This window comes from Streptomyces sp. E2N166 (genome assembly GCF_003671715.1).
Classification (GTDB): Bacteria; Actinomycetota; Actinomycetes; order Streptomycetales; family Streptomycetaceae; genus Streptomyces; species Streptomyces thinghirensis.
The window spans coordinates 1,466,239-1,478,913 of sequence record NZ_RAIF01000006.1; the positions used below are offsets into that span (position 1 = coordinate 1,466,239).

12 protein-coding genes are annotated in these 12,675 nt (G+C 73.0%); 4 read left to right on the forward strand and 8 right to left on the reverse strand.

Annotated elements, in window-relative coordinates; all coding sequences use genetic code 11:
* Positions 1–135: 135 nt before the first annotated feature.
* The 5 genes from EBH09_RS07130 to EBH09_RS07150 all read right to left on the reverse strand — a co-directional run bounded on the left by EBH09_RS07130 (position 136) and on the right by EBH09_RS07150 (position 6,768).
* Complete coding sequence (locus tag EBH09_RS07130; protein ID WP_238697201.1) at positions 136–1,422, reverse strand: MFS transporter; 1,287 nt, start codon at positions 1,420–1,422, stop codon at positions 136–138.
* A 68-nt stretch (positions 1,423–1,490) separates the two neighbouring features.
* Complete coding sequence (locus EBH09_RS07135; protein ID WP_121746080.1) at positions 1,491–2,987, reverse strand: citrate:proton symporter; 1,497 nt, start codon at positions 2,985–2,987, stop codon at positions 1,491–1,493.
* 140 nt (positions 2,988–3,127) lie between these two features.
* Positions 3,128–5,377, reverse strand: coding sequence for a molybdopterin oxidoreductase family protein (locus EBH09_RS07140; RefSeq protein WP_121746081.1), 2,250 nt, complete (start codon positions 5,375–5,377; stop codon positions 3,128–3,130).
* A 124-nt stretch (positions 5,378–5,501) separates the two neighbouring features.
* Positions 5,502–6,119: a TetR/AcrR family transcriptional regulator gene (locus EBH09_RS07145; protein WP_121746082.1), complete on the reverse strand. Its 618-nt coding sequence runs from the start codon at positions 6,117–6,119 to the stop codon at positions 5,502–5,504.
* 64 nt (positions 6,120–6,183) lie between these two features.
* The gene (locus tag EBH09_RS07150; protein WP_121746083.1) at positions 6,184–6,768 is read right to left on the reverse strand and encodes a hypothetical protein; all 585 of its coding nucleotides are present in this window, start codon (positions 6,766–6,768) and stop codon (positions 6,184–6,186) included.
* A gap of 180 nt (positions 6,769–6,948) precedes the next feature.
* Here EBH09_RS07150 and hmgA point away from each other — a divergent pair, with 180 nt between their 5' ends.
* The 4 genes from hmgA (at position 6,949) to EBH09_RS07170 (ending at position 11,123) form a co-directional block, all read left to right on the forward strand.
* A complete protein-coding gene (gene hmgA / locus EBH09_RS07155; RefSeq protein WP_121746084.1) occupies positions 6,949–8,265 on the forward strand; it encodes a homogentisate 1,2-dioxygenase in 1,317 nt (438 codons plus the stop codon).
* Between the two features lie 26 nt (positions 8,266–8,291).
* On the forward strand, positions 8,292–9,041 hold the full coding sequence (locus EBH09_RS07160) for a GntR family transcriptional regulator (protein WP_121746085.1): 750 nt from the start codon (positions 8,292–8,294) through the stop codon (positions 9,039–9,041).
* Positions 9,042–9,063: 22 nt separating this feature from the next.
* Positions 9,064–10,224, forward strand: a complete 1,161-nt coding sequence (locus EBH09_RS07165; protein WP_193776151.1) for a type ISP restriction/modification enzyme — start codon at positions 9,064–9,066, stop codon at positions 10,222–10,224.
* A 146-nt stretch (positions 10,225–10,370) separates the two neighbouring features.
* Complete coding sequence (locus EBH09_RS07170; protein ID WP_238697227.1) at positions 10,371–11,123, forward strand: ABC transporter permease; 753 nt, start codon at positions 10,371–10,373, stop codon at positions 11,121–11,123.
* Positions 11,124–11,314: 191 nt separating this feature from the next.
* On the opposite strand, the gene EBH09_RS07175 is transcribed toward EBH09_RS07170, so the two are convergent.
* The 3 genes from EBH09_RS07175 to EBH09_RS07185 form a co-directional block, all read right to left on the reverse strand.
* The gene (locus EBH09_RS07175) at positions 11,315–11,584 is read right to left on the reverse strand and encodes a hypothetical protein (RefSeq protein WP_055416136.1); all 270 of its coding nucleotides are present in this window, start codon (positions 11,582–11,584) and stop codon (positions 11,315–11,317) included.
* 115 nt (positions 11,585–11,699) lie between these two features.
* Positions 11,700–12,512, reverse strand: coding sequence for an anti-sigma factor (locus tag EBH09_RS07180; RefSeq protein WP_121746087.1), 813 nt, complete (start codon positions 12,510–12,512; stop codon positions 11,700–11,702).
* Positions 12,509–12,675 (reverse strand): sigma factor-like helix-turn-helix DNA-binding protein (locus tag EBH09_RS07185; RefSeq protein ID WP_274595127.1); only part of this gene is annotated, 167 nt, incomplete at its 5' end. The genes EBH09_RS07185 and EBH09_RS07180, both read right to left, overlap by 4 nt.

Genomic DNA, 12,675 nt, shown 5'->3' on the forward strand with positions numbered 1-12,675 from the left:
GGCGAGGGGAAGTGCGGGCGGGGCCGCGGGGCACGCGAAGCCCGCAAGGCACGCGAAGCCCGCAGGGCAGGCGGGCGCAGGCCGGGAAGCGAGCGGCTGGGGCGGAGAGGCGTCTGCGGACGGGCCCTGGCCGTCCTAGGGGGCCGATCGGCGTAGCGGGCGGCGGCGGGGCGTGCCGTCGGGGGTGTCCTCGGAGGTGTCCTCGGTGGGCGGAAGGTCCGCGGGGGGTTCGGTGGACGGGTGGTTCGTGGTCGGTTCGGTGGACGGGGCGCGCAGGGCGATGCCGGAGGAGAGGAGCAGCAGGGCGCCCAGCATCACGAACGGCGCGGCCACGCCCGCGACGCCCGCGATCAGGCCCGCCGCGGCGGGTGCGGCGACCTGGCCGAGGCGGTTGCCGGTCAGGCGCAGGGCGAGGGCGGTGGAGCGGGCTCCGTCGGGGGCCGCCTGGACGACGGTCGTCATGGACAGCGGCTGGCCGACGCCGAGGCAGAAGCCGAGGACGACCAGCATCAGCGCGAGCGCCCACACCGGCACCGGCAGCGCGACACCGGCGCACAGCAGGGCGGCCAGCAGACACGTGACCGTGAGCAGCGCGGTGCGGCCGAGCAGCCGCAGCAGGGGCGTCAGTACCAGCCGGCAGGCGATGGTGGCCGCCGCGCGGAGGCTGAGCAGTACGCCGATCACGGCCGGGGTGATGCCCCGGTGCTCGCCGACCACCGGCAGGTAGGCGGTGAGGATGTCGGTGGCGGACAGGACGGACAGGCTGATCAGGATGCCCGCGGGCACGCCCCGGGCGCGCAGGATGCTCCCCACGGGCACCCGCACGCCCGCCTCCGTACGGGACTTGGCGGCCCCCGGATGCTCTATGCGCCACAGCGACGTGAACGCGACCGCAGCGCCCGCGCCCGCCACCACGAGGGCCAGGGCGCTGCTGCCGGCCATGTCGTGGCCGCCGATCAGCGCGCCCGCCGCGACGGGCCCCACGAGTTGGCCGAGTGAGGCGCCGATGGTGAAGTGGCCGAAGTTGCGGTCCTGTTCGTGCGGCGCGGACTGGCGGGCGACCAGCGACTGCGCGCCGATGACGAAGCAGAGGTGGCCGAGGCCCATGACACCGCTCCACAGGGCCATCGCCCACAGGGAGCCCGCGATGCCGCTCAGCGCGCAGCCGCCGGCGATGAGCACCACGCCGACCGGCAGCAAGGGTGCGCAGCGGCCGTGGTCGGTGCGGCGGCCGAGCGGGACGGCGGCGAACAGCGGCAGCAGCGCGTACACGCCGGCGATGACACCGACCGCCTGTTCGTCCGCGCCCAGCGCGAGGGCCCGGTAGGAGACCGCGGGCCGGGCCATCGACACCGCCCCCTGCGCGAAGCCGAAGGCGATGACGAGGCGGAGCAGCCAGCCGCGGTTTCCACCGGGCGCCATGATCGTGTCCTTCCCGCGAACCCGAGACGCGGCTCCCCGAACGAGTTCCCAGGGAGCCGGGCCGATCGTCAGATGATGCCGAACAGGATGCCCGCCGCGAGAATCACGAGGCTCGTCAGAACCGCCCACTTCACCACGAACCGCGTGTGGTCGCCGAACTCGACCTTGGCCATGCCGACCAGGACGTAGACGGCCGGAACGAGGGGGCTGGACATGTGCAGCGGCTGGCCGACGATCGAGGCGCGGGCGATCTCCAGTGTCGACACGCCGTGCGCCTGACCGGCCTCGGCGAGCACCGGCAGGACGCCGAAGTAGAAGCCGTCGTTCGACATGAAGTAGGTCAGCGGCAGGCTCAGCAGACCGGTGACCAGGCCCATGTGCGGGCCCATGCCGTCGGGAATGGTGTCCACGAGCCAGTTGGCCATGTGGTCGACCATGCCGGTGCCGGTGAGGACGCCGGTGAAGACGGCGGCGGCGAAGACCATGCCGGATACGTTGAGGACGTTGTCGGCGTGGGCCGCGATCCGGGCCTTCTGGTCCGGGATGTGCGGGAAGTTGACGGTGAGCGCGAGCGCGGCGCCGAGCAGGAAGAGCACCGGGATCGGCAGCACCTCCATGATCATGGCGCTGAGCAGCGCGACCGTGAGCAGCGCGTTGAACCAGTACAGCTTGGGGCGCAGGGTGGGCCGGTTCGGGTCGAGACCCTTGAAGTCGTCGTCGGAGTCGCCGAAGTCGTCGGAGTCGTCGGAGTCGCGGGACTTGTCGGACTCGTCGAACCCGCTGTCCCCGGTGGCGTCACCCGGCCCGCCGGAGCCCGCGGCGGACGCGGACGACGCCTTGCCGATACGGGCACCCGCACCCGTACCCGCACCGGAGGCCGCGCCCGAACCCGCGCCGACCAGCACCGTCTCGCTCTCCGGCTCCCGCACCAGCGCCTCGTCCAGCGTCAGCGTGCCCAGCCGCCTGCGCTCACGCAGACCCAGCACGTACGACAGGGTGATGACCGCGAGCAGACCGACGGCCAGGGCCGGGATCATCGGGACGAAGATGTCGGTGGCGTCGACCTTCAGGGCGGTGGCGGCGCGGGCGGTGGGGCCGCCCCAGGGCAGGGTGTTCATCACACCGTTGGCCATCGCCGCGACGCCGGTCATCACGACCAGGCTCATCTTGAGGCGCTTGTACAGCGGGTACATCGCCGAGACCGTGATCATGAACGTGGTGGAGCCGTCGCCGTCCAGCGAGACGATGGCGGCGAGCAGGGCCGTGCCGACGACGATCCGCATCGGGTCGGCCTTGCAGAACTTCAGGATGGCCCGGACGATCGGGTCGAAGAGCCCGACGTCGATCATCACCCCGAAATAGACGATCGCGAACATGAGCATCGCCGCGGTGGGGGCGAGGCTGGACACGCCGTCGATGACGTAGTCACCGAGGTGGGCGCCCTTGCCGACGAACACGCAGAACAGCGCGGGGATCAGCACGAGCGCCGCGATCGGCGACATCTTCTTCATCATGATCAGGACCAGGAAGGTCGCGATCATGGCGAAGCCGAGGATGGTCAGCATGAGTGAGTACCTAACGTTCGCCCTTGAACATTCCACCGGGGCAGGCGGTGCGAGCGACGTTAGGTGGCGCAAAGCAGCGTTAACAAGACGTTGACATGCGAGCAATAAGCGCAAAACTCCAGGTCACAGCGGTACGCCGGTCAGGTCCGGGGCGCGGGAGCGATCGCGACGGGTATGCCGTTGAGAACCGCGTTGCCCGAGAGCGGGTCGAGCAGGGTGCCGTCGAGGAGCTGGTTGACGTTGACGCCGGGCTCGGTGGCGGCGTGGGTCAGACGGGTGCCGGGGCGGCCGTGGCCCCAGCCGTGCGGAAGGCTGACCACGCCCCGCCGCACCGCGTCGGTGACCTCAGCGGGGGCGGTCACCTCTCCCCCGGCGCCGGTCACGCGCACGGGCTCTCCGCTGCGCACGCCGAGCCGTTCGGCGTCGTCGGGGTGGAGGTGCAGGGTGCAGCGGTTGGAGCCGCCGGTGAGGGCCGGGATGTTGTGCATCCAGCTGTTGTTGGACCTCAGATGGCGCCGGCCGACGAGGACGAGCCCGTCGGGCCGCTCGGTCAGGGCCTGCCGCAGCCGCGGCAGATCGTCGGCGATCGGTCCGGCCAGCAGCTCCACCTTGCCGCTGCGGGTCTTCAGCGGCTGCGGCAGCCGCGGGCGCAGGGGGCCGAGGTCGATGCCGTGCGGGTGGGCGAGCAGCCGCCGCAGGGACAGCCCGTCGGACCGTACGCCGAAGCCGTCGCCGTAGGGGCCGAGGCGCAGCATCATGTCGAGCCGCCGCTCGGGACCGTTCTCGCCGGTGAGCTGGGCGGTCAGTTCGCCCGGGTCGCGTCCGTGCACGGGTGAGTGCGGCTCCCGTACGGCCTTGCCGAGGGTCTGTTCGATCACCATGGCGTCGACGGCGGCCGGGTCGGCGCCGTGCCTGCCGGTGGCGGCCAGGATCAGCCGGGCCAGGATCTCGGTCTCCGCCATGCGGCCGGGTTCCAGCGGGACGGCGGGGCGGGTGTAGCGGACCTGGTTGCGCACGGCGAGCGTGTTGAAGGCGAAGTCGTGGTGCGGGCTCTGGGCCGGCGGGGGCGGCGGCAGGACGACGTGGGCGTGGCGCGAGGTCTCGTTGAGGTAGGGATCGACGCTCACCATGAAGTCGAGCGAGGCCAGCGCCTTGTCGAGCCGGTCGCCGTCGGGTGCGGACAGCACGGGGTTGGCGGCGATGGTGACCAGCGCGCGGACCGGCTCGCCCGCCTCGGCGGCGGTGCCGGTGTCGGTGTCGATCTCCTCGGCGAGGGCGGACAGGGGCAGTTCGCCCTTGGCCTCGGGGTGTCCGCTCACCCGGGAGCGCCAGCGGCCGAGCGCGAAGCCGTGGCCGGGTCCGGCGGGGCGGGGTGTCCTGTCGGTGGCGGCCTGCGGGAAGAGGGCGCCGCCGGGCCGGTCGAGGTTGCCGGTGAGGATGTTGAGGACGTCCACGAGCCAGCTGGCGAGCGTGCCGTGCGGGACGGTGCAGCTGCCGATGCGGCCGTAGACGGCGGCGGTGGGGGCGGCGGCGAGTTCGCGGGCGAGGGCGCGCGTCACGTCGGCGTCCACGTCGCAGGCGGCGGCGACGGACTCCGGCGTGAAGTCGGCTACGGCATCGGCGAGTTCCGTGACCCCTTCGACGTGCGGGGCGAGGGCGCCCAGGTCCACCAGGCTCTCTTCGAACAGCACGTGGGCCATCGCGGCGAGAAGCAGGGCGTCGGTGCCGGGCCGGATCGCCACGTGCCGGTCGGCGAGCCTGGCGGTGCGGGTGCGGCGCGGGTCGATGACGGTGAGGGTGCCGCCGCGGGCCTTGAGCGCCTTGAGGCGGCCGGGGAAGTCGGGAGCCGTGCAGAGGCTGCCGTTGGACTCCAGCGGGTTGGCGCCGATGAGGAGCAGGTGGTCGGTGTGGTCGAGGTCGGGCACCGGGATGGCGTTGGCGTCGCCGAAGAGCAGCCCGCTGGAGACGTGCTTGGGCATCTGGTCGACCGTCGACGCGGTGAAGAGGCTGCGGGTGCCGAGGGCGCCGATCAGGAGGGTCGGGTAGAGGGCACCGGCCATCGTGTGCACGTTGGGGTTGCCGAGGACGACGCCGACGGAGTTCGGCCCGTACCGCTCGACGACGGGCCGGATCCCGGCGGCGATCGCGTCGAACGCCTCCTCCCAGGTGGCCTCGCGCAGCTCGCCGCCCCTGCGCACCAGGGGGGCGCGCAGCCGGTCGGGATCGGAGTCGACGGCCCCGAAGGAGGCGCCCTTGGGGCAGATGAATCCGCGGCTGAAGACGTCGTCGCGGTCCCCTCGGGCCGCGGTGACCGTGGTGCCGTCGATGGTGAGCGCCAGGCCGCAGGTGGCCTCGCACAGGGGGCAGATACGCAGGGCGGTGCGGGACACGGGTCCTCCCGTAGGGCGGCGGCGGCGCTCTCTCGCGGCGAGCATACCGACCGGTAGGCATGTTGGGGAGCCCTGTCAGGTAATCCGGCCAAGCCCCGCCGGAGGACCATGGGGCGCCACCCCGTCAGTCGAGCACCCGCTCCAGATACGCCCGCAGCAGTTCCCGGGCCTCCTCGATGATCTTCTCGTCACCGCCCGGCGCGACCCGGAAGGCGAGCTGCACGAGGGTGTCGGCCGTCTCCACGGCGACGAGGAAGGTGCGGCGCAGATCGTCGTCGGGGCGGCGGCCGAGGTAACCGGAGAGCAGTTCGGTGAGCCGGTCGGCGACGCGGTGGTTGGGGACGGCGTGGCGGCCGCCGACCGGTATCTGGTTGCCGAAGTCGATCAGCGAGAAGCCGGGTGCGGTCCGTTTCATCGCCAGGTACTCGTCGAGCACCGCGTCCAGCGCCCCGCGCCAGCCGCCGTCGCCCGTCTCCGTCAGCCGTTCGGTCACCCGCTCCGCGTAGCGCTCCAGGTTGCGCTGGGCCAGCGCGTCGGCCATCTGCCGCTTGTTGCCGAAGAAGCGGTACACGGAGCCGATGGGGACGTCCGCGCGCAGCGCCACGGCCCGGGTGCTCAGGGCGTCGTAGCCGACCTCGTCGAGGAGGTCCGCGCAGGCGTCGAGGATCCGGGTCAGCCGTTCGGCGCTGCGCCGCTGCACGGGGGCACGGCGGAGCGAGGTCGCGTGGGACACGGTCTTCATGATGCCCTTCCGCCGCGGTCAGGTGAACTGTGACCTTCAGTACGGCGGTGGCCACCCGCTCCGCTCACCGCACCGCCGCGGACGCGGGAAGCGACTGGCCCTCCTTCTCCCCCGGCGCCGGCTCCTCCGGTTCCTCCGGCTCCGTCGGCTCCGCGTCCGACGCCGTGATGTCCGCCGTGCTCTCGACGGGCTCGCCGTCGGCGGCCCAGACGGTGCCGTCGTCGGCGTACAGGCGGACCGTGAGCTGGTGGGTGCCGCGGGGCACGAGGTGGGCGGCGAGGCGGTACTCCGGTCCGCGCAGGCGGGTGAGGAGGTCGCCGTCGAGGAAGAGGTGGGCGACGCCGCGGCCGGCCACCGCCTTCGCCTCCGTCCCGGCGGGCGAGAACCTGAAGTCGCGGAGGGTCAGGCGTACGACCCAGCTGTCGTCGGCCTCGGGCTGCACCTCGACACCGACCTCGGGAGCGCCCTCGCCGTCCACCTCCCGGTAGCGCCGGCCCTCCTCGTCGGTGGTGTCGAGCAGCCTGCCCGCCGGCGTGGCCGAGTCCCGGGCCTCCGGTTCGCCCGTATCACTGGAGCCGCAGCCGGCGGGTCCGGTCAGCAGCAGGACACAGACCGCGAGCACGGCGAGCACTCCCCGCATCCACGACATGACGGGAGACTAGAACACCGGTCCGACAGTCCGGATCCCCCCGGGGTCTGGTTCCGTTCATCCTCCTCCGGGACTACCCCCGTGGACCAGAACCCCGTACGACCTCTTGCGCACGGGAAACCGCAATCCTACGGTGTCCCATAGGAATCGGGTAGGAATCGGGTTGCGAGGGAGCGATCAATGAGCGGGGACGCGCGGAAGACCGCGGAGGGGCTGGTCTACCTGTCCGGTTTCGGCAACGAGCACAGCTCGCAGGCCGTTCCTGGCGCCCTGCCCGAGGGCCGTAACTCGCCGCAGCGGGCGCCGCTGGGACTCTACGCGGAGCAGTTGAGCGGCACGGCGTTCACGGAGCCGAGGGCGGACAACCGGCGCTCCTGGCTGTACCGGATCCGCCCGTCGGCCGCGCACCCGGCGTTCACCCGCGCGGGCAACGGCGCGATCCGCACGGCGCCCTTCACCCAGGCGGTGCCGGACCCGAACCGGCTGCGATGGAACCCGCTGCCCGAGCCGGAGGCGGGGACCGACTTCCTGGCGGGCCTGTGGACGCTGGGCGGCAACGGCGACGTCGCCCAGCGCACCGGCATGGCCGTGCACCTGTACCACGCCACGGCCTCCATGGAGCGCGTCTTCAGCGACGCCGACGGCGAACTGCTGATCGTCCCGGAGCGCGGCGGCCTGCTGCTGCGCACCGAGTTCGGACTGCTGCACGCCGAGCCCGGCCATGTGGCGCTGGTCCCGCGCGGGGTCCGCTTCCGCGTGGAACTGCTCGACGAGGGGGCCCGCGGCTACGTCTGCGAGAACTACGGCGCCCCCTTCCGCCTCCCCGACCTCGGCCCGATCGGCGCCAACGGCCTGGCGAACGTGCGGGATTTCATGGCGCCGGTCGCCGCCTACGAGGACGTCGAGGGCCCGGTGGAGGTGGTCAACAAGTTCTGCGGCAACCTCTGGACCGCGACCTACGACCACTCCCCGCTGGACGTGGTCGCCTGGCACGGCAACCATGTCCCGTACGTCTACGACCTGCGCCGTTTCAACGTCATCGGCAGCATCTCGTACGACCATCCGGACCCGTCGATCTTCACGGTGCTGACCTCTCCGTCGGACACCCCCGGCCTCGCGGGCGTCGACTTCGTGGTCTTCGCGCCGCGCTGGCTGGTGGGCGAGGACACCTTCCGGCCGCCGTACTTCCACCGGAACGTGATGAGCGAGTACATGGGCCTGATCGAGGGCGCCTACGACGCCAAGGCGGAGGGCTTCGTGCCGGGCGGCGGCTCGCTGCACAACATGATGTCGGCGCACGGCCCGGACCGGGAGACCTTCGACCGGGCGAGCGCGGCCGAACTGAAGCCGCAGCGGATCGACGACGGGCTGGCGTTCATGTTCGAGACGCGCTGGCCGGTGACCCTCACGCCCCACGCGGCCCGCGCCGAACACCTGCAGCAGGGCTACGACGACGTCTGGCAGGGTCTGGAGCGTCACTTCCGCCCCTTGCACTGAGGATTCCCTACCGGTACGGATGGCCCGTGACCTCCTTCGCCCCGGACTCCATCGTCCTGAACCGCAAGCTGCCGCTGTGGTACCAGGTGTCGCAGTCGCTGCGCGCCTCGATACTCGGCCGCTCGCCCCGGGACCCGCTGCGCCTGCCCACGGAGGAACAGTTGGCCGGTCACTACGGGGTGAGCGTGCTGACCATGAGGCAGGCGCTGAAGGAACTGGAGGACGAGGGGCTGATCACCCGGCACCGCAGGCGCGGCACGTTCATCGAGCCCGACGCCCGGCGGGGCGCCCCGGTGCGGCTGCTGGGCTCGGTCGACGCGATCGTGGCCCAGCAGTCCGGCATGAAGGCCGAGCTGCTGGGCCACGGCCCCGGGCCCGTGCCGCCCGAACTCGCCGAGTTCTTCCCGGACCTGGCGGAGACGGCGACGTACCACCGGCTGCGCTGCGACGAGAAGACGGGTGAGCCCACCAACCACGCCCACAACTACGTCCGGCCCGAGGTCGCCGCCCGCATCGACGTGGACGACCTGGCCCGCTGGCCGATGACCAAGGTGCTGCGGGACGTGGTGGGCATGGACATCAGCCGCATCACGGACACCGTGGAGGCCCGGCTCGCGGACCCGGAGACGGCGCGGCTGCTCGAAGTCCCGCTGCTCAGCCCGATCCTGCACTACACGGGCATCACGTACGACACGGCTGGGCGGGTGCTGGACGTGGCGGTCATCCACTACCGGGGGGACCGCTTCTCGTTCACGGTCACCCTGGATGCCACGTGAGGCACCGGCGCCCCGTCGTACGATGCCCAGCGTGACGCACGACGACGCTCCGCCGCTGGCGGACCTCATGCCGTGGTCCGTCGCACCGCCGCGGCTCGGCCGGGGGTGGCCGACGGCACCCGACGCGGCGTCCCTCAAAGCCCGCTGGGACGCCCTGATGAAGGCCGAGGGGCCCGACCGTGAGGGCCTGTTGGAGCCGACGCGCTCGCGGACCGCGCACACGGCGGTCGGACAGCTGCCGGGCGGGGCCGGCGGCACCGAGAAGCTGGCGCGCGCCTCGGGGCCGTGTCCGGAGCCGGTCCGTGTGCTGCGCGCGCCCTTCGACGAGCAGTGGCTCATTCCCGACCACCGGCTGATCGACGCGGCCCGTCCGGAGCTGTGGCGGGTGGCGGACGGGCGACAGGTCTTCGTGGTGGAGGCGCCCGGCGCCGCCGGCCCTCCCCTGCTCGTCGCGACCTCGCGGCTGCCGCTGCTCGGCGGAGCCCGGGTACGCCCGCTGTACCGGCGTCCCGATGGGGCGGAGCCGAACCTGGCCCCCGGTCTCCTCGACCACCTGGCCGCCCGGCTCGGCCGGCGTCCCGCGCCCGGGGACGTGCTGGCCTGGGCGGTGGCGACCGTGCGGGAGGGCTCCGTCGTCCCGCTGACCGCGGACCCCGCGCTGTGGGAGCGCGGTGTCGGCCTGGGCCGGCGCGCCCTGTGGCTGATGCGCCGCGACGGGGAGCGCCCCAAGCTGCCCGGCGGCCGTCGCCCGTACGTCCGCGCGCCACTGCCCGGGCGCCCGCTGGCTCTGCGCTACGACCGGGACGAGGAGGCCCTGTACCTGGACGAGGGCCGGGTCTCCCCCGTGCCGCCCGGTGCCTGGGACTTCGAGGTGGGCGGGGTGCGGGTGCTGGAGCAGTGGTTCGCGGCCCGTACCGCCGAGGGCGAGCCGGGCACGCTGGCCGCGATCCGCCCGGCCACCTGGCCGCAGGCCTGGACGTCCGAGCTGCTGGAACTGATCACGGTCCTCGCGCTGCTCGCCGAACTGCGGCCGCGGTGCCGGGAACTGACCGTGACGGACGGGATCACGTCGGCCGAACTGCGCGAGGCGGGCGTTCTGCCGGCGCCCGCGGCGGCCCGCCGGCCGGCCTCCGTCCTGGACGGCAGGGAGGAGGGGCCGGAGGGGCAGCTGACGCTGCTGTAGGCCCGCCCCGACTCGGGCCGCCGAGGTCTTCCCGCTCAGGCCGCGCTCAGGCCCCCGCTCGGGCACCGCTCAGGCGAACCCGTCCAGCACCCGCGTCAGGGCCCGCTCGAACGGCTACCCACGACCTGGCGTACGACGGCACGGTGATGCTGAGCCGGCAACTGCGGCGGCTGCGGAACAATCCGGGGCTGCTGATCCTCACCCAGACGATGCCGGTCACCATGCTGCTGTTCTTCGGCTACGTCTTCGGCAGCGCGCTGGCGATGCCGGGCGAGGAGTACCGGTCCTTCCTGGTGCCGGGCCTGCTGGTCGCGACGGCCGCGAACGGCATCATGACGGGCATGTTCCAGGCCGCCCGGGACACGCACCGGGGCGTGACGGACCGTCTGCGGACCCTGCCGGTGAGCCGGGCGGCGGTGCCGCTCGGGCAGTCGGTCGCGGACGTGCTCGTCACGGCCGCCGGGACGGGGCCCTTCCTGCTGGTCGGGCTCGCGGTGGGCTGGCGGGTGGAGGGGGGCGTGCTCGGCGCGGTGGGTGCTGTGGGGCTGTTGCTGCTGTTCCGGTTCGCGACGACGTGGGTCGGGATCTTTCTGGGGCTGCTCACCCGGAACGAGGAGGCGGCCGGTCAACTGGGCGGCGCGACCTTCATCCTGCCGCTGCTGTCCAACGCGTACATCCCGACCGATGGGTTGCCGGGCTGGCTGCGCACGGTCGCCGAGTGGAATCCGATCAGCGCGGTGACCACGGCCCTGCGCGATCTCTTCGGCAACGCGCCCGTGCCGGAGGGGGCCGCCTGGCCGGTGGCGCATCCCGTCGCCGGCTCGCTGGCCTGGTGCGCGGTACTGCTCGCGGTCTTCGTCCCGCTCGCCGTGCGCCGGTACGCGCGCGGGGAGGGCTGAGCGGGCCGAGGGGCGCCACACCGGGTGGGAATCGGCGGGACGGACGTACCGGACGGACGGGCGTACGAACGGGTACGGGGCGTACGGAGATTACCCGCGCTCGGGAGCACACCGGGGCGCCGCTGCGTGCCGTGGGGATGACGGACTGCACGGCGCCGCGCCGGGTCGGTGTGACCGCCGGCGCGCGGGCCTCAGTTGCCGCCGAACAGCGAGCGGCGCAGTCGGCGCAACGGCGCGAACAGCGAGACCCGGCGCACCCTGGCGCCCCTGCTGCTGCGCTTGTGCGCGGGCTCACGCGCGGTCAGCTCACGCATCAGCGACGTCGCCTCCACCGTCTCCCGTTGCGGGAGGGCAGGCCCTCCGAGCACCGCGAGATGACGGTCGAGACGCGAGCTGGTCGCGCTGCTTCCGCAAGTGATCGCAGGGACCCTTGCCCTGCTGCGCACTGTTATCTGTTCCATGTCACTCCCCACCCGTACGAGTCCACCCGGCCCGGGCAGAGTAACCCTATCGCCCCGGTACGGCATGCGTGTATCGCGGTCACAGGATTCACCTTCCCCGTAAGGGGGTTGACGATCACTCTCCGAATCCGACAGATTCCAGGGTGAGTTGGACAACCGGCCTGCTCGTCGGGCGGGCCGAGCCCCCGTCGGGCTCGATCGTCACGGCCAGTGACGTGGCGGCCGGGTGCAGGCCGGAGGCGATCAGGGGCGTGTCGCCGTCGAAGAGCCCGAGGGAGCGCGGTACGGCGCCGGGGCGCATCAGCCAGAGTTGGTGCACGCGGTCGCCGGACGGCTCGCCGTACCCGCTCAGGGTGACGACCGCGCGCCCCTCGGACGCGGAGGCGACCACTCCGATACCGCGGCCCCGGTCGTCCTCGCCGCTCGTGGCGCGAGCGTCCGGCGCGGCCAGAACGTGGGCGATCTCACGTGCCCGGTCCCGCGCGGTGTCCAGTTCGCCCTGCGTCCGGTTCGCCTGGACGGCGAAGAGCGAGGCGACCACGAGCGCCGCGGCGGCCGTCGCCGTGGCGAAGGGCACCAGCAGGGGGCGCGGCCGGGACGCGCGGGAGCGCTCCGGCGGCGGCTGGACGCCCCACACGTGCGGCGGCAGCCGGCGCACGGGCCCGCGCCCGTGCGCCGGCTCCTGCGGAGTGCTCCGTACGGCGGCCAGGATCCGCTCGCGCAGGGCGGCCGGCGCCGGGGCGGCCGTGGACCAGGCCAGCCGGACGGCGTCCTCGGACAGCGCACGCACGTCGGCGGCGCAGCGCTCGCACTTCTCCAGGTGCCGTTCGAAGCGGACCCGTTCGGCGCCTTCGAGGGCGTCCAGGGCGTACGGGGCGGCGAGCGAATGGAGGTCGCCGCGGCGCGGCAGCCGGCCGAAGAGGCTCATGCGGCACCTCCCAGGCAGTCGCGCAGGCGGTTGAGTCCGTCTCTCATCCGTGTCTTCACCGTGCCCAGCGGAAGGGAGAGGCGCTCGGCCACCTCCCGGTAGGTGTAGCCGTCGTAGTACGCGAGGGTGACCGACTGGCGCTGCAGTGCGGTCAGGCGGTCCA

What these genes read in the sequence shown, in the direction of transcription:
- EBH09_RS07130 (WP_238697201.1), bottom strand. Translation starts at nt 1,422, where the DNA reads ATGGCGCCCGGTGGAAACCGCGGCTGGCTGCTCCGCCTCGTCATCGCC.
- EBH09_RS07175 (WP_055416136.1), bottom strand. Translation starts at nt 11,584, where the DNA reads ATGGAACAGATAACAGTGCGCAGCAGGGCAAGGGTCCCTGCGATCACT.
- EBH09_RS07170 (WP_238697227.1), top strand. Translation starts at nt 10,371, where the DNA reads ATGCTGAGCCGGCAACTGCGGCGGCTGCGGAACAATCCGGGGCTGCTG.
- EBH09_RS07180 (WP_121746087.1), bottom strand. Translation starts at nt 12,512, where the DNA reads ATGAGCCTCTTCGGCCGGCTGCCGCGCCGCGGCGACCTCCATTCGCTC.
- EBH09_RS07135 (WP_121746080.1), bottom strand. Translation starts at nt 2,987, where the DNA reads ATGCTGACCATCCTCGGCTTCGCCATGATCGCGACCTTCCTGGTCCTG.
- EBH09_RS07145 (WP_121746082.1), bottom strand. Translation starts at nt 6,119, where the DNA reads ATGAAGACCGTGTCCCACGCGACCTCGCTCCGCCGTGCCCCCGTGCAG.
- EBH09_RS07165 (WP_193776151.1), top strand. Translation starts at nt 9,064, where the DNA reads ATGCCCAGCGTGACGCACGACGACGCTCCGCCGCTGGCGGACCTCATG.
- EBH09_RS07150 (WP_121746083.1), bottom strand. Translation starts at nt 6,768, where the DNA reads ATGTCGTGGATGCGGGGAGTGCTCGCCGTGCTCGCGGTCTGTGTCCTG.
- hmgA (WP_121746084.1), top strand. Translation starts at nt 6,949, where the DNA reads ATGAGCGGGGACGCGCGGAAGACCGCGGAGGGGCTGGTCTACCTGTCC.